This window comes from bacterium (genome assembly GCA_017744355.1).
Taxonomy (GTDB): domain Bacteria; phylum Cyanobacteriota; class Sericytochromatia; order S15B-MN24; family UBA4093; genus JAGIBK01.
The window spans coordinates 1,054,406-1,070,546 of record JAGIBK010000001.1 but is presented as its reverse complement, the minus strand read 5'-3'; the positions used below and the strand labels follow the sequence as shown (position 1 = coordinate 1,070,546).

The window sequence follows — 16,141 nt, the reverse complement described above, 5'->3', positions numbered from 1 at the left end:
GGGTGGACGTGACGCGTTTTCTCGCCTCGTACCTGTTCGCCTTCCTCTTCTGGTGGGGGATTGCACTCGGCTGCCTGCTCCTCCTGTTGATCCATCACCTCACGGGTGGCCGCTGGGGCCTGCTGCTGCGCCCCATCCTGGAGGCCGCAAGCCGGACCATTCCTTTGCTCGCCCTCTGCTTCTTGCCCATTTGCTTCGGCATCGGTCTGCTCTATCCCTGGGCGCAACCCGGCGCTGAGGTGCAGCATCAGACGGGTTACTTGAACCCGATTTTCTTCGTGGGGCGCAGCGTGGTCTATTTCGCCGTTTGGATCGGCCTGGCCTGGCGCTTGACCCGTGAGACGCCCGTCAGGGCGTATCGCGTCAGCGCGGTAGGATTGATCCTGTGCGCTTTCACCGTTTCATTCGCTGCGATCGATTGGATCATGTCGCTGGATGAACCCCGGTGGGCCTCGTCGATTTACGGGCTTTTGATCGGCGTCGGGCAGTTGCTCGCGGGCTTTTCGTTCGCCGTTGCGGTCTTTTCGCGCCTCTCGCTCAGAGAGCCGATTCGTCGCGTGGCGGATCTCGCTGGTCGCTTCAACGACATGGGGAACCTGCTGCTGACGGCGGTCATGACGTGGGCGTACCTCGCCTTCATGCAGTACCTGATCATCTGGATGGGCAATCTGCCCGAGGAGAATCTCTGGGTCCTGCGCCGAACGGCGGGTGCCTGGGTCGGCATCGCCATCGGCCTGATCGTGCTGCAATTCGCCTTGCCCACGGGGCTGCTCCTTTTCAGGGCCTTCAAGCGTCGTCCCCTCGCCTTGGGGGGGCTTGCCCTCGGGCTCTTGGGGACCCACCTGTTCGAGGTCTACTGGCTGGTGCTGCCGGCCTTCTTCCCGCAGGGGCCACACGTGAGCGGCTGGGATATCGTCCTGCCGATCGTGCTCGGAGCTCTCTGGCTCGGGGGCTTCGGATGGCACCTGAGGCGGCGTCCGCTCTTGATCGAGGAAGCGCGAGAGGTGGTGGGCCATGGCTGAGCGGAAGGGACACGAGACCCGGGACGTCAACGCTCGGGCCGTGGGGCGGGTCGCGTTCTGGTTCACCGTTTGCTTCGGCTTGATCGGCCTGGCGCTCCTCGCCCTGTTCTGGCACGACGTGCAGGTCCAGATGCAGCGAAAGGGGCCGATCGTGCCGCTCAAGCCGGCAGAGCCTCGTTTTCCGGCGCCGGGTGTGAGGCGAGAGAGTGGCGAGACGCTTGCGCGCTTTCGCGAGAGCGAGGAGCAACTGCTGAATGGGTACGGGTGGGTGGATCGTACGACGGGGACCATTCGGATTCCAATCGATCGAGCGATGGAGCTGGTGGCCTCCAGGGGCCTCCCCGTGAGGGCGGAACATGAACGCTAGCGCGTGCGTGCCGGCGCTGTTCGCCATCCTCTTTTCGCTGCCCGCCAGCGCCCATCGCCCGGCGCAAGAGGCGCTGCAAGGCGTGCGCGTCGAGCAGCGGCTCGGGCAATCCGTCTCGCCCGCGCTCGAATTCCGCGACGAGGCGGGAAAACCGGTCAGGCTCGACGCGTACCTGGGCGCCAAGCCTACGATCGTCTCGTTGGTCTACTTCGAGTGCCCGAACCTCTGCACCCACATCCTGAACGGGCTGGTCAAGAGCTTGCAGGCGCAGTCCCTCCGGGTGGGGCGGGATTTCACGGTGCTGTCGGTGAGCATCAATCCCGACGAGACTCCCGACCTCGCCGCGGCCAAGAAGCGCACCTACCTCAGGCGTTACGATCGCCCGGGCGCCGAACAGGGCTGGCACTTCCTGACCGGCGCGCAGCCGTCGATCCGGGCACTGGCCGATGCGCTCGGCTTCCATTACGCCTACGACCCCGAGACGCGCCAGTATGCTCATCCGAGCGCGATCGCCCTCTTGACCCCGAACGGAGCGATCGCGCGTTACTTCTTCGGGATCGAGTACGCCCCGCGGGATCTGCGCCTGGGCCTCGTGGAGGCTTCCGCCGAGCGCATCGGGACGCCGATCGACCATGTGCTCCTGCGCTGCTATCGCTACGACCCCGTCACGGGCCGCTACGGGCTGGTGATCATGGAGCTGCTCAGACTGGGGGCGATCGCGACCCTGGTGGTGCTCGCGGCCTTCATTTTCGCCATGACCCGGCGCGATCGCCAGAAGCGCGCCCGGCACGCCACGGAGGGCAAGGGATGATGAGCTTTCCCCTGTTCCCCGAGCGGGCCTCGAGCATGGCCTGGCACGTGGATACCATCTTCTTTCTCTTGCTCGTGCTCAGCGCGATCATCGTGGTGGGGGTCTCCTTCGCCATCGTCTACTTCGGGATCAAGTACCGTCGAGGCTCGTCTGCGGATCGCTCCCACCGTATCAAGCGCCCATTGGGGCTCGAGATCACCTGGACGGTCTTGCCCATGGGGATCTTCCTCTTGCTCTTCGCCTGGGGGGCGAACGTCTACTTCGACATCCGGCGACCGCCGGCCGACGCCCTCGAGATCGCCGTGGTCGCCAAGCAGTGGATGTGGAAGTTCGAGCACCCCGGCGGCCAGCGCGAGATCAACACCCTCCACGTGCCCATGGGGAGGCCTATCAAGCTCACGATGATCTCTCAGGACGTCATTCACGACCTGTTCGTGCCGGCGTTCCGTCTCAAGCAGGACGTGCTCCCCGCTCGCTATCTGACCCTCTGGTTCAATGCGACCAAGGAAGGGCGCTACCGCTTTTTCTGCTCGCAGTTCTGCGGCACCGAACACGCCTCCATGGGCGGGTGGGTGGTGGTCATGGCCCCCGAAGACTACGGGCGCTGGCTCGCGGAGGGCGAGCCTCCGGAGACCATGGCTGAGGCGGGCGCGCGCCTCTTCACCCAGCTGGGGTGCGCGGGGTGCCACGGTCCGAACGCGGCAGTGCGCGCGCCCGATCTCGTGGGGCTGTACGGCAAGCCGGTCCCCTTGAGCACTGGGGGCTTCACCACGGCTGACGAGCGCTACCTGCGCGATTCCATCCTCTTGCCAGCCTCCGAAGTCGTGGCGGGCTACGCGCCCATCATGCCGAGCTACCGAGGCCAGATCGGCGAAGCGGAGGTGTTGCAGTTGGTCGCTTATCTCAAGAGCCTGAAAGGCGAGGAAAGGAGCCGCCCATGAGCATGGAGCCGAGGCTCCCCGAGCACGACTACCTCAACGCCGGCACGACGGTCCGCTCCTGGCTTTTGACGACCGATCACAAGCGGATCGCCTGGCTCTACATGGTGACCCTCACCCTGTTCTTCATGGTCGGTGGGGCCGCAGCGACCCTCATTCGCTTCGAGTTGGCCACGCCCTCGACGGGGATGCTCGATGCCGAGACCTATAACCGCATGTTTAGCCTGCACGGTGTGGTGATGGTCTGGTTCTTCCTCATTCCCTCGATCCCGACGGTGCTTGGCAACTTCTTGCTGCCACTGATGATCGGCGCCAAGGACCTGGCATTTCCGCGCTTGAACTTGCTTAGCTGGTACCTGTACATCGGGGGCGGCCTCTTCACGATGGCGGCAATGGTCAGCGGCGGCGTGGACACGGGCTGGACCTTCTATACGCCCTACAGCAGCATGTTCAGCAACTCGCATGTGATCGCGACGGTCTTCGGCGTCTTCATCGTGGGGTTCTCCTCGATCCTGACGGGCCTCAACTTCATCGTCACCACCCACATGATGCGCGCGCCCGGCCTCACCTGGTATCGGCTGCCGCTCTTCGTCTGGGCGCTGTACGCGACGAGCGTCATCCTGGTGCTCGCGACTCCGGTCCTCGCCATCACCCTCGTGCTGCTCGCCGTCGAGCGCGTCTTTGGCGTCGGCATCTTCGATCCCGCCTTGGGTGGAGACCCGCTGCTCTTCCAGCACCTGTTCTGGTTCTATTCGCACCCGGCCGTCTACATCATGATCCTGCCCGGCATGGGGGTGGTGAACGAGGTCATCACCTGCTTTTCCCGCAAGCGGATCTTCGGCTACAAGTTCATCGCCTATTCGAGCCTGGCGATCGCCTTCTTTGGCTTCCTGGTGTGGGGCCACCACATGTTCGTGAGCGGCCAGTCTGTCTATTCCAGCCTGAGCTTCTCGCTCTTGAGCTACCTGGTGGCGGTGCCATCGGCCATCAAGGTCTTCAACTGGACGGCCACCCTGCGGCGGGGCAGCATCTCCTTCGAGACCCCGATGCTCTACATGCTGGGGTTCATCGGCCTCTTTTTGCTTGGCGGCTTGACGGGCCTCTTTCTGGCGGCGCTCGCGGTGGACGTCCACGTCCACGACACCTACTTCGTCATCGCCCACTTCCACTACATCATGGTGGGGGGGATGGTGGCGGCCTATCTGGGCGGAATCCACTTCTGGTGGCCCAAGATGACGGGGCGCATGTACTCCGAGCTCTTGGGGAAGTTCGCGGCGGTGATCCTCTTCGTGGGCTTCAACCTCACCTTCTTCCCCCAGTTCATCCTGGGGTACCTTGGCATGCCGCGCCGGTACCACATCTATCCGCCCGAGTTCCAGGTGCTGAACGTGCTCTCGTCCGCCGGGGCGACGATCCTCGCGGTGGGCTACCTGATGCCCCTGTTCTACTTGCTCTGGTCACTCAAGTACGGGCGCGTCGCAGGTCCGAACCCCTGGGCGGCCAAGGGTCTCGAATGGCAGGTCTCCTCGCCGCCCCCGCGCGAGAACTTCTTCGAGACGCCGGTGGTCACCGAAGATCCCTACGCCTACGATCCCGAGGAGGCTGTAAATGGCTGACGACCCATCCTCGCTGGCGTCCCAGTTCGACGACCTCGAGCAGCAACAGAGCGCCGACGAACTCGGCATGTGGATCTTCCTCAGTACGGAGCTGATGCTCTTCGGCGGGTTGTTCCTTGGCTACACGGTTTATCACCTGCGTTTTCCCGCAGGCTTTGCGGCAGCGAGCGCCCGGACGGATCTGCTCATCGGGACGCTCAACACGGCGGTGCTGCTCACGAGTAGTCTGTGCATGGCCTTGGGGCTGCTTGCCGCGAAGGCGGGGACACGCCGCCTGTCGATGCTCTGGCTCGTCCTGACGGCCTTGCTCGGTGCCGTCTTCGTGGGGCTCAAAGGGCTCGAGTATTGGAAGGACTTCCTTGCGCACCTGGTGCCCGGACCCGGCTTCGCCATCACGGGCCCAGAGGCGGCCGGAGCGCAGATGTTCTACGTGCTCTACTACATCATGACGGGGCTTCATGCCGTGCACCTGACGATCGGTATCGTCCTGGTGGCGGTACTCGCCGTCATGGCATGGCGCGGCCGCTTCAGCGCCGAGCGGCACGTCCCGGTCGTGCTTGGTGGCCTTTACTGGCACTTCGTCGATGTGGTGTGGGTCTTCCTGTATCCGCTGATCTACCTACAGGGGAGGCATTGAGGATGGGATCAATCGTCTCGCGTCGGCTCCTGGTGTGGGTCTACCTGGCGCTCATGGCTTTGCTGCTCTTGACCTTCGGCATCTCTCGGCTATCTCTTGGGCCCTTCAACACGCTGGCGTCTTTGGCGATCGCGCTCGGAAAGGCGGCCTTGATCGTCGCGTTCTTCATGGAGCTGCGCTTCAGCCGGAGCCTTCCGCGCCTCGTCGCCGGTGCCGGCCTTTATTGGCTCTTCATCCTGTTCTCCCTCACGCTGGGGGATTACCTGAGCCGAGGCTGGTTGCCCTCGGCTGGGGAGTAAACTCGCAGCCGCTGGTGCGTATCGGCGCTAAAAAGATGCCGCTACGAGTTCCTGCCGATGCTTGCCAATTCAATCGCATCGCGCACGGCTTGGACTACCACTTCTGGCTCGGATAGTTGCGGGAAATGGCCGCTTTTTGCGGCAACAACTTGCTTACCTCTTGGTGAGATCGACGCCAATTGGCGTTGATGCTCTGCGCGTGCCTCCAGGGCTTGTTTTGGGGTAAGCCACGACATCGCCGGTTTGCCCCCTGTCACGACGAGAAGCGGCAGGTCTGGGAACGACGGCGCCTGATCGATGAGCTCGACCGTACGCCGGACATGGGTGGTTTCGCCGTGCGTATCCTTCCCAAGCACCAAATCGAGTGTGCTCTTCAAAAATCGCTGCAGGGGTGATTCGCATGCCGCCATGACGTCGATGTCCGCCGGGGCGGTGGCATCCAGTAGCACCATTCCCATCACGTCGCTCGGGTAATGGCGGGCGAAGAGATTGGCAACGAGACCGCCCAGCGAATGGGCGACCAAAAGGTACGGCGGCGGGAGTTCGGCCGCATGCAAGAGGGCGCGGAGCGTCTCGACCATTACTTCCCCAGTTTGAGGCGACGTTGGCTTGCTGCTCTTGCCGATGCCGGGCCGGTTATAGGCGAAGACGGTCCCCAGTGTCTCCAGCTCGGTAAATACTCGATACCACCCTTCAATCGGGCCGCCCGAGCCGTTTATCAGAACAATGGTAGGCGAGCCCGTTCCGGACCTTGTAAATTCAAGCTTGGTGTTGCCAATGTTGATGGTTTGTTGGTGGGGAAGGGATTTCAAGCGGGCGATCCTTTCATAACCGAAAATTATTTCGAGCGATAGATGTGTCGGTTATTGGGACGGCGGCGACTGGGGCAGGAAGATCCGGAAGGTGGCCCCTGTGCCTTCGCTGCTTGCGACCTCGATGCGGCCGCCTTGGGCTTCGAGAATCCCTTTCACGTAGGCGAGACCGATGCCGCTGCCCTTCTCCTGCTGTACTTCTGGCCGCGCCGAACGGTAGAACTGCTCGAAGAGGTGCCGCTTATCCTCTTCGGTGAGGCCGATGCCAGTGTCCTGAACCTCGACAGCGACGTAACGACCATCAACCGAGGCCCGAAGGGCGACCTCCCCACCGGCCGGTGTGTACTTTATCGCATTCGAGACGACGTTGTTCATGATCTGCTGGAAGCGGTCGGGATCAACCAGGATCAAGGGCAAGTCGGGCGGGATTGAAGCGCCGATGCGGAGGCCCTTCTGTTCGGCAAGCGGGTGGAAGAAGGCCACGATTGCGGAAAGGGCTTCGGCGACATCGACCGGGGCAAGGTCTAGCTTGATGCGCCCGGTCTGGAGGCGGGCATACTCGAGCAACTCTTCAAGCATCGTTTGCATCTGGGCGCACGCGGCGAGAATCTGGGCCACGTACGCGTCCTTGGTCTCACTCGAGGATGAATCCATTTCCTGGAGCAGCTCGGCGTACCCCATGATGGCGGTAATAGGGATCCGCAGATCGTGGCTGATGATGTTCAAGAAGCTGGCCCGCAACTGATCGAGCCGCCGCAGATTCTCGACGGTCGCCTCCATGTCCTGGTTGGCCAGGAACAGCTCGTTGCGCTTGGTCTCGAGCTGCTGGATGGTATCGGAGATCGTTTGAACATACTGTTTTAGTGCCTGGCCAAACCGGTCATGAGGCCCTCGCGGTGAAATGGTGACCTGGAGGTCGCCCTGCGCAATGCGCTCGAACGCTTCGGACATGGATACCAGATAGCGCCGGGCCTCCTGAAAGGCGTTCGCCATCCGCGCAAACTCATCCTCGCCCTTGATATGCTCCGCCTGGGGAAGAACCTCCTGGAGGGTCTCGATATCCCCCTCCGAGATGGCCAGGCCGGCTTTGGCCAAGCCCGAAATGGGCTGGATGGTCGCAGCGATGAGCGAATAGAGCAGAAGCGCGATCAGGGCCAGCCCGAGCGTTCCGATGATGACGAGCAGCTGTAGCAGGTGATGAACGGGCGCCAGGATCTCGGCGCGATCCACCAGCATGGCGAGCGTCCAGCCACCCGGTTGAATCGGGACCGAGAACATCCAGCTCCGCTGATGGTTGAAGGGGTTCGTCACGACCTGGAAGCCGGGTTGGGTGGCCCCCACCAGGCCCTGGAAGACGCGCGCTTGATCGGGGAACTCGGTGAGCGATCGCGTCAGCAGCCGCTCTTCGGGAGCCGTCAGGTAGCGCCCCTGGGGGCTCAGCATGACGAACATGGCCGACGCGAAGGGCTTGCTGTTCCGCAATTTGCGGTCGAAAAGGGCCAAGCTGCGATCGACCCCCGCGATCCCTTTGAACTGGCCGTCGATCAGGATGGGGCAGCCGTAGGAGCACTGCAACTCGTTGTTGTAGAAATACGGCTCCGTGACCAGGCATCGCTTTTGCTGCTTCAAGGTCGACCACAGCCCGATGCCGAGGGTCTCCACATCGCTTGCGACGCCAAGCTCCAGTCCCGTGGGGCCCGGATTCCAAAACGGCAGAAAGCGCCCGGTCTTGGGATCCCCGCCGGGTTTACCGATCCATTGGCGGTCTTGCCCATCCGCGTTGGGGGCATACAGGACCCAGGTACCGAAATGATGCGGGTGGGCAGCTTTCAGGTCATGGAGATACCGGATGGTCTCGTCTCGGCGGCCGAATCCGACCGACTGCTGGTAGACCGTCAAGCTTCTGGCCAGCGTGAGCGACTCGTTGTTGGTCGCCGCGATCTGCTCGGCCAAGGTGGAGACGGTGCTCTGGCTGTAGCGAATCGTGTCCTGGACCTTGGTCGGCAGAACGTAGAGGCCGACCACCACGATGAGCGCCAGGATAAGCAGGCTGACAGCGGCGCCGACCCGTAGCGTGATCTTCGTCTTGACGCTGCGCAGATTCATCCATCTCGCGAAGTTCAGATGGATCCGCATGCGTGCCGCTCGCTTTCTAACCAGGTATATCTACATGCCACTTCGAGTCGGATGCCCTGGAGCGTCAGCATCGTAGCGTCATCATAGCACTTGGCCTGAACCGGTAGGGCTGGGCGCTTCCGGGAGGGAACCTGCCCGTTTCCCACGGGCAAAGCGGGAGGCGGTCGGTTTCGGGGCCTTATCGCCTCAGTTCGAGAGGGCCTAGGTCAGGATCTGGCCCGTCGCTTGGGCCGGGGCGGGGATGCCCATGAGCTTTGTTGTCGGGTCGATGCCGGAGCAGGTGTCGAGAGCATGTTGCTGCGCCATGGCCAGGCGGATAAGATGCACGAGGAATGAAAACGATGGAATAGCGCTCGTGTTATGCTTGACGCAATACGAGGCAAGACGATGTCACATGAAGCGCGCATTTCGGAACTCATCGCTCAACTCGAATCCCTCAAGCATGACCTTGGCGAGTTGCAGCAACACCAGGGTAGCGTCGAAGGCGAACTCATCAATCAAGGCGCGGAGCTCATCCGGCAGCGGGCCCTGACCCAGCTCATCCTGGATGCGGTCGGGGACGGCATCTACGGCCTGGACACGAGCGGTAACGTGATGTTTCTCAATCCGGCCGCCGAGCGTCTCATTGGCTATTCGGCCGCAGAGCTCGTCGGCAAGGATGGGCATGCCCTGATTCACCACACGCACAAGGACGGTGCGCCCTACCAACGGGAAGAGTGCCCCCTCTACAGAACGATCAAGGACGGCTGCACCCGCCACGGCGACGACGAGCTCATCTGGCACAAGGACGGCCACTGGTTGCCGATCGAATACACCGCTTCGCCGGTCGTGGCGGACGCGGAAATCCTGGGGGCGGTCTTCTCCTTTCGCGATATTTCTCAGCGAGAACAGCTCCGCGAGATGCTCGAAGCGGAGAATCGCAAGCTTCATTCGCTTGATCGCCTCAAGGCGCGCTTCATCAGCGCGATCGTCCACGATCTGCGAAACCCGCTCACGTCGATCAAGGGGCATGCCGAGCTCCTCGATGACGAGCGCGAGGCGCTCGGGATCAAGCCCGCCGAGGGGCTGCGCCAGATCCAGCGTCTGGCCGACCGGATGAACCGTATGGTGGAGGACATGCTGGATTTCGCGCGGCTCGAGGAAGGCACGATCGAGATCCTGCCAGTTGAAGGTGATCTCAGCGAACTCGTCTCGGAAATCGTGGCGGAGATGACGCCCCGGGCCAGAGCCGCCGAGGTCGACATCCGGATGGAACTGCCCGCCGATCCGCTCATCGTCTCGCTCGATGCACCGCGTATCGCCCGGGTGTTCGCGAACCTGATCGACAACGCCATCAAGTTCAGCCCCGCCTCGGGCACGGTCAAAGTACGCCTGACCCACGAGGCGCGAATCGTCCGAACCGAGGTCTCGGATCTGGGGGAGGGCATCGACGCGGCGACAAGCGCGAGCCTCTTTCTTCCCTTCTACCAGCAGGAGGCCGGGAAGAAGCGTGGTGGGTTCGGTCTCGGCTTGAGCGTCTGCAAGAGCATCGTCGAAGCCCATGGAGGCGAGATCGGCGTCCGGAGTGCGCCGGGAGAGGGTAGCACCTTCTGGTTTACCTTGCCCTCTGATCCCTCGGAACCGAACTGAGGCAGTGAGGACGAAGATATAACTGACGCTACTTTTGGCTGTAGGTCACTCTTCGGCTTGATCTGTCGCCCCTGAAACGAAAAAAGCTCCGTAGCCACCTCACCACCCCTAGGTCCAGCTACCGCGCCGCTTCATCTCGCCCCACTTCGCCCTGTTTCCCACCAGGAACTGGAAGATGCCCATCAGGCGCCATACCAGGTTCAGCTGGCGATAGCCAAGGCTCTCCGCCAGGATGAACCCCATCAGAATCAGGAGGTGCAGGAAGCTAGGGTAGAGGTGGAAAGAGATCTCCTCCAGCAGGATGGCGTTCACGGACAGTAAGATGCCGAGGCCCAACGACACGAAGAGGTAAACGCCAAGCGCCACGTAGGAGATGGTCCCCTGCCAGAAGCCAACGACCATGAAGGCCGCGCCGGTGAGTTCGATCACCGGCCCCAGCCACTCGAAAAAGAGGAGGAATGGGAAGGCTATCCATCCGATGGCGCCGGCCTTGGGGTGAAATAGGAGCTGGCGATTATTCAGCAGGCTCTCGCCGAGACCTCGCTGCCAGCGTATCCGTTGGTTCTTCAGGGTCTTTAGGTCTTCGGGAACCTCAGTCCAGCAGAGCGGATCGGGGAGGAAGGTGATGCGGTAAGGGATTCCCGCCAATTTCAGCTTCCGGTGCAGGCGCACGATAAGCTCCATGTCCTCTCCGATGGAGTCGGTGCGATAGCCCCCGGCCTCGACAACCCGATCCTTGTTGAATAGACCGAAGGCGCCGGAGACGATCATCAAGGCATTGAGCGAGGCCCAGCCGAGGCGCCCGAAGAGGAACGCGCGAAGGTACTCGATCACCTGGAACCGGGCCAGGTAATTGCGCGGCAGGCCCGGCTTCGCGAGAAAGCCGCTTTCCACCTTGCAGCCGTTCGCGATCCGGATCGTGCCGCCGGCAGCGACGGTCGCCGGATCCTCGATGAACGGTTGCACCACGCGTTGCAGGCTGTCGCGCTGCAGGATGGAGTCGGCGTCTACTACGCAGAACAGCGGGTAGCGGGCCAAGTTGATCCCTGAATTCAAGGCATCTGCCTTGCCGCCGTTCTCCTTGTCGATGACGCGAATCTTGGGATGCGTTTTCGAATGATAGACCCCGCGGACCGGCCGGGTCTTCAGAACATCGTGGAAGGCCTCAGGAAAGGGCTGCAAGGCAAATTCGCGGGTGAGCTCCTCCAGGGTGCCATCCCCCGATCCATCGTTGACGATGAGGATCTCGTACTCCGAGTAGTTGAGCTGGAGCAGCGAGCGAACGGTCGTGGTAATGATAAGCGCTTCGTTGTAGGCAGGCACCAGGATGCTGATCGGAGGCTCGAGCCCCAAGAAAAGAGGCGGCAACTCGTCGAGGTCACGACGCTGCTCGGTCCGGTTCAACTTGTGAAGTGCAAGGAGGTTCAGCACCAGATAGCAGACGTTCAGCCCGACGAAGTACCAGATGACCACTGTTTGAATGGCCGTGGCGAGCGCAGACAGCAGGAAGCTCACGCCGCGTCCCTTTCTGCGAGGACCTGCCCAACAATGTTTCGCGAGTCTGGATCGCGCAGATCGGCTTGAAGGAGTTCCAGCGCGTGCCGCTCAAGGAAAGGTAACTCGGCAAGGGCCTGGGCGGCACGATAGCGGACCCACCAGTCGGGATCGTCAAGCAATGCGACGAGCGGAATTTCGTCTCCGGGGATTCCAATCCGTCCCAGCGCGAGTGCCGCCTGGGCCCGGACCGTTCCCGAGTCGTGGGCGAGGTGCCTGCGGACAAGTGGTCGGTCGGACTCGGCGCTCATCATCGTCAAACAGTCGACGATGATCCCTGCGTCGGTCGTGGTCGCGAGTAGTTGGCGGATGTCGGGCAGCGCAGCGGTGCAGTGAAGGGCCGTCAGCAGGTGGATCAAGCGCGACGCCGATTCCCTGGGCGCGAGCGATGCGGCTTCGAGCAGGGGCTCGACGAATGCCTCTTCGCCCGCTTCGCGGAGCATGCGCGCGATCTTGGTGAGCGACCAGTGTTTGCGACGGTTGAGCTGGGAGAGCAGGATGGGAATTGCAGCCTTGGAGTCGATCTGGACCAAGGCACGCATCGCCGTCAGCGCCAAGAAGCTGTTGTCGCTGGTTACGAAGGAGTCGAGTTCCTTCCATGCCGAGGGCTCGCGCAGGTTGCCGAGCGTGAGGGTGGCCATGAGGCGATCGCGAACGCCTCTGCTTCTGAGCATCCGCCGTGCTTCACGATCCGCCCCCACCGCGCGGGCCACTTGGTTGAGGCGCCCCTTCGCGTCGCCACGCAAAGACTCGTGCAAGTAGTTCCAGTAAGCGAAGAAGGTATGCCAGTCCGCGGGCATCATGGGGGGGAAATCAACGGACAATCCCACGAGGTGCCGCATGATCAAGGGGCGCCAGCGGTTCAGAAAGCGCCGGCGTCGACGGCTAGCCAGGAGCAGACGTAGGCGCAGGACCGCCAGGGTGAACGCAAGCAGCAGGACGAGGCCGAAGGAGAGAAGCCCCGCGTCGAAGGCGAACCATAACTGCGGATCAGCCAAGGTGACGAAGCGCATGGCGGATCCCCCGATGTTGATAGAGTTGCCCCTCTTCCGTCCAGCTGCACTCGGCGGCGAGCGCCCAGGCAGGGAGCAACCAGTGGCGATCGCAGGGTACGAGCGAAAGGAGATCGTGGCTTGTACCGAGTTCGGGTTCAGTCACGGCCCTTGCTGCGAGGCTTGTCACCGGCAGTAGCAAAATGATCCCGAGACCGAACGGGGCATAGGTGAGCGTCGCTCGTTCAATTTGTTCGCGCATCGAAATCGTCCAACTCCCCCGGTGCTTTCTTGCCTTGTGAGAGCAACTTGTCGTTTATCCGTCGATTCTCTTCTGCTGAATGCTCAGCTATCGTTGCATTTGAAGGGGGTTTCCACCGGGTGATTTTCCCCCTCGGAAATTTCGCTCCGATTATCACGCAGAAGAAAATATAGTGCGTCAGTATTAAAAACTCCTTAGCGCCACAAAACTCCTCGCCTCTCAAACCAAGGAGGGAGGAACCATGTGCTAAGACCCCCGAAAGGCGTCTTGTGTTGTTGAACGCATAAAAATCGCGGTTATTCGATGCTCTCAACGAACTACAGCAGCGCTGGATCACCGGTGGTTGCTGGTGACCCAGCGCTGCTGGTCGCAATCGGAATGTGCAAAGCAAAGCGGCTCACGTTTGCGCCCAACAAGCACCAGGCGGGCGTGAGTAAGCCGCTTGTAACAAGGCCGAGGCTTCAAAAGCCGAAGGGTCACGGGATTTCCCGAGACCCTTCGGCTTCTAGTTCCGCGTGTTGAACTAAAACCGTCGCTCTAGTGATTATCAGTCACCTTCTGGATCCCTTTAGCCTTAGTTCGAGAGTGCCTCGGTAAGGACCCTGCCCGTCGCCTGGGCCGGAGCGGGGATGCCCATGAGCTTGGCAAGCGTCGGCGCCACGTCGATGGTCCGGATGGGGGGGAGCATGACGCCCTTCTTCAGGCCGGGGCCCGCCATGTAGCAGACGGCGTGCATGGAGGCTCGGCTCGGGTTGAAGACGTGGCCGCCGCTTGCGAACGGGTGACGGTCCACGAAGAGCGCGTCGCCCTGGTGGGCCGCGCTGAAGTACACACCGGGCATCAGGTCCAGGTAGAGGTCGCCGCCGTTCGGGCCGCCGAGGCCGAGCGCGGGATCGGCCTCACGGGTGGGGTAGAAGCCCGTCACGATCGGCCGGTTGCTCTTGGGATCCCGCGCCTCGCGCAGGGTCGTGATGACCTGTTCGAGGACGGCGGCCTCTTCTTCTGGCTTTACGATCCCGCCCTTGCGACGTACCGAGTTGATGACCACGCAGGCCCCGTCGCTCGGCGGGTACATGGCCTTGGTCCGCGAGAGGTCCACCTTGCCGTTGGCGTCCACGGCCAAGAGCCCCGCCTTGCGCAGGGCGACGTTCGGCAAGAAGTCGCGCGAGAGCCCTTCCATGCCGTGGTCGCTGACCACGGCGATCACGCCGCGATCGCCCGCCACCTGGCGGGCCGCCCCCAGGAACTCGTCCACGTAGCCCGCGACCGTCTCCATGTAGGTCCAGAACTTGGGCCCCACGTCGGGGCGGTAGGCCGTGCTGGTGCTGTCGGCGAGCCCGTACCACATGTGCTCGACGCTATCGGGGTAGGGAACGTAGTTGACGAGCAGATCCCAGGGATAGGCCTTGGCGCCGTGGCGAAGCTTGGCGATCCGGCTCTCCATGGCAAGGCGGATGGTTTCGAGCAGGCGCTCTTCGGCAAGGCCCGTGCCGCCGTCAATCAGGGTGGGGCCAAGCTTGCCATGTGCGTAGAGGTCCTCGGCCCCCTTGGGCACGAAGCCGCCGGTGCGTTGGGCCCACTCCGCGGCGAGCTCGGGCCGGTTGCTGTTGTCCATGGCCAGCGGCGTGCGATAGAGGAGCAGCGAGGCGCCGTTGGGCGAAAGCTCGAAGAGCCTGAAGCGCACGGTGGGGGTGACGTTGCCCACGCTCACCGGGACAGGAAGGCTGAACTGCTCGGTCGATCCCATGTTGGGGGCGCCGGCCTTGACCAGCACCGCTCCGCGCGCGCTGTCCTTGCTGGGCCGGATCTGCAGGGTGTCGTAGCCCTGGACCGGGTCGGTCGGGTCGTTGTAGATCACGCCGTAGAGCGTGGTGGGGCCGACCGGCAGCGCGATCTCGTAGGGGGCCTCGCGGCTGACGGGCAGGTCCTTCCAGCCGACGGCGGGCTTGAAGGAGGCCGTCGAGTCCAGGACCCACTCGGGGGCGATCTTGCCGGTGTAGCCGTCGAAGAAGGTCATGCGCTCGGCGTCCGCCCCGCCGAAGCGCCCCTTGGGGCCGTAGGTCTCGAAAGGCGTCAGGTGGGTGGCCTGGACGGCCAGGGTCCGCTTGCCCGCGCGCGCCGCGGCGACCCAGAGGGGCTCGGCCAAGAGCGCGGTGCTCTCGAAGCCGCGCTGGTGCTCCAGGATGGTGTACGCGTGGGCGGGTTGCAGGGGGATCTCGTTGCCCGTGATGCCGCTGATGTTGCCGTAGGCGCCTGTCCAGAGCGAGGCGTGGCCTGCTGCCGTCTTGCTGGGGTAGTTGGTGAGGGCGTAATCCGCCTGGACGCCGTTGCGCTTGATGGCCGCAAGGTTCGGCATCTTGCCGGAGGCCACCAGCTTTTCGAGGAAGCGCTCGCCGCCACCGTCGAGGGAGATGAGCACGACCTTGGCGGGATCGGCGGCGCGCGCCGGGATGGTGCCCGCGAGCGTCAGGGAGAGCGCGGCAAGGGTGACGAGGGGGATGCGACGGCGCATGAGTGTCCTCCTGGTGGGTGCGTTGCGATTCTAGCACTTCCTTGCAGGCTTAAGTAGCGCACGTTACAGTGAGGGGGCGGATCCTGCACGAGGGAGGCTCTCTTGACCCCAGCCATCGAAGTGGTCGGCGCCATCATCCGGCGCGGCGATCGCGTCCTCATCGCCCAGCGGCCCCCGGGCAAGCACGAGGCCCTCTTGTGGGAGTTCCCCGGCGGCAAGGTGGAGCCCGGCGAGGCCCCCGAAGCATGCCTCGCCCGCGAGATCCGCGAGGAGCTCGCCGCCGAGATTTCGGTCGGTGCGCGCTTCGGCGACGTGCTGCACGACTACGGCGGCCGCCGCATCCATCTGACCTGCTACTGGGCCACTCTCGTCTCGGGCGAGCCCCAGGCGATCGAGTGCCATGCCCTCGCCTGGGTGAGTGCCGCCGAACTCGACGATTACGTCTTCGCCCCTGCCGATGTGCCCCTGGTCGCGCGCCTCCGGACAAGCCTCGCCTGAGCCGTTTGATCCCTCCGTGGAGTGGTATGATGTGCGCAACTGATCGTTGCAACATC

Annotated in this window: 14 protein-coding genes; 9 read left to right on the top strand and 5 right to left on the bottom strand. The window is 63.1% G+C overall.

What is annotated here, in order from left to right; translation table 11 throughout:
• Positions 1-8: 8 nt before the first annotated feature.
• Genes J7643_05085 through J7643_05055 form a run of 7 tightly spaced genes read left to right on the top strand, consistent with a single transcriptional unit; the run spans position 9 to position 5,690 of the window.
• Positions 9-1,022 (top strand): hypothetical protein, encoded by a 1,014-nt coding sequence (locus J7643_05085; protein MBO9539952.1) that lies wholly within the window; start codon positions 9-11, stop codon positions 1,020-1,022.
• Positions 1,015-1,389, top strand: coding sequence for a hypothetical protein (locus J7643_05080; GenBank protein ID MBO9539951.1), 375 nt, complete (start codon positions 1,015-1,017; stop codon positions 1,387-1,389). Before J7643_05085 ends, J7643_05080 begins: the two co-directional genes overlap by 8 nt.
• Positions 1,379-2,200 carry an SCO family protein gene (locus tag J7643_05075; protein ID MBO9539950.1) on the top strand — a complete coding sequence of 274 codons (822 nt, stop codon included), beginning with the start codon at positions 1,379-1,381 and terminating at the stop codon, positions 2,198-2,200. Before J7643_05080 ends, J7643_05075 begins: the two co-directional genes overlap by 11 nt.
• Complete coding sequence (coxB, locus tag J7643_05070; GenBank protein ID MBO9539949.1) at positions 2,200-3,141, top strand: cytochrome c oxidase subunit II; 942 nt, start codon at positions 2,200-2,202, stop codon at positions 3,139-3,141. Before J7643_05075 ends, coxB begins: the two co-directional genes overlap by 1 nt.
• The gene (gene ctaD / locus J7643_05065) at positions 3,138-4,754 is read left to right on the top strand and encodes a cytochrome c oxidase subunit I (protein MBO9539948.1); all 1,617 of its coding nucleotides are present in this window, start codon (positions 3,138-3,140) and stop codon (positions 4,752-4,754) included. Before coxB ends, ctaD begins: the two co-directional genes overlap by 4 nt.
• Complete coding sequence (locus tag J7643_05060; GenBank protein MBO9539947.1) at positions 4,747-5,391, top strand: cytochrome c oxidase subunit 3 family protein; 645 nt, start codon at positions 4,747-4,749, stop codon at positions 5,389-5,391. Before ctaD ends, J7643_05060 begins: the two co-directional genes overlap by 8 nt.
• A 2-nt stretch (positions 5,392-5,393) precedes the next feature.
• Positions 5,394-5,690 carry a cytochrome C oxidase subunit IV family protein gene (locus J7643_05055; protein ID MBO9539946.1) on the top strand — a complete coding sequence of 99 codons (297 nt, stop codon included), beginning with the start codon at positions 5,394-5,396 and terminating at the stop codon, positions 5,688-5,690.
• Positions 5,691-5,731: 41 nt separating this feature from the next.
• On the opposite strand, the gene J7643_05050 is transcribed toward J7643_05055, so the two are convergent.
• Complete coding sequence (locus J7643_05050; GenBank protein ID MBO9539945.1) at positions 5,732-6,502, bottom strand: alpha/beta hydrolase; 771 nt, start codon at positions 6,500-6,502, stop codon at positions 5,732-5,734.
• Between the two features lie 51 nt (positions 6,503-6,553).
• The gene (locus J7643_05045) at positions 6,554-8,638 is read right to left on the bottom strand and encodes a sensor histidine kinase (GenBank protein ID MBO9539944.1); all 2,085 of its coding nucleotides are present in this window, start codon (positions 8,636-8,638) and stop codon (positions 6,554-6,556) included.
• A 387-nt stretch (positions 8,639-9,025) separates the two neighbouring features.
• Between J7643_05045 and J7643_05040 the strand changes: the two genes are divergently transcribed.
• A complete protein-coding gene (locus J7643_05040) occupies positions 9,026-10,267 on the top strand; it encodes a PAS domain S-box protein (protein MBO9539943.1) in 1,242 nt (413 codons plus the stop codon).
• A gap of 108 nt (positions 10,268-10,375) precedes the next feature.
• Here J7643_05040 and J7643_05035 read toward each other — a convergent pair whose 3' ends face one another.
• From J7643_05035 to J7643_05025, 3 genes are all read right to left on the bottom strand, one after another.
• Positions 10,376-11,773: a glycosyltransferase family 2 protein gene (locus tag J7643_05035; protein MBO9539942.1), complete on the bottom strand. Its 1,398-nt coding sequence runs from the start codon at positions 11,771-11,773 to the stop codon at positions 10,376-10,378.
• 5 nt (positions 11,774-11,778) lie between these two features.
• Positions 11,779-12,834, bottom strand: a complete 1,056-nt coding sequence (locus tag J7643_05030) for a HEAT repeat domain-containing protein (GenBank protein ID MBO9539941.1) — start codon at positions 12,832-12,834, stop codon at positions 11,779-11,781.
• An 815-nt stretch (positions 12,835-13,649) separates the two neighbouring features.
• Positions 13,650-15,587, bottom strand: coding sequence for an alkaline phosphatase family protein (locus tag J7643_05025; GenBank protein ID MBO9539940.1), 1,938 nt, complete (start codon positions 15,585-15,587; stop codon positions 13,650-13,652).
• Positions 15,588-15,701: 114 nt separating this feature from the next.
• On the opposite strand from J7643_05025, the gene mutT reads away from it, so the two are divergent.
• The gene (gene mutT / locus J7643_05020) at positions 15,702-16,085 is read left to right on the top strand and encodes an 8-oxo-dGTP diphosphatase MutT (GenBank protein ID MBO9539939.1); all 384 of its coding nucleotides are present in this window, start codon (positions 15,702-15,704) and stop codon (positions 16,083-16,085) included.
• Positions 16,086-16,141: the final 56 nt, after the last annotated feature.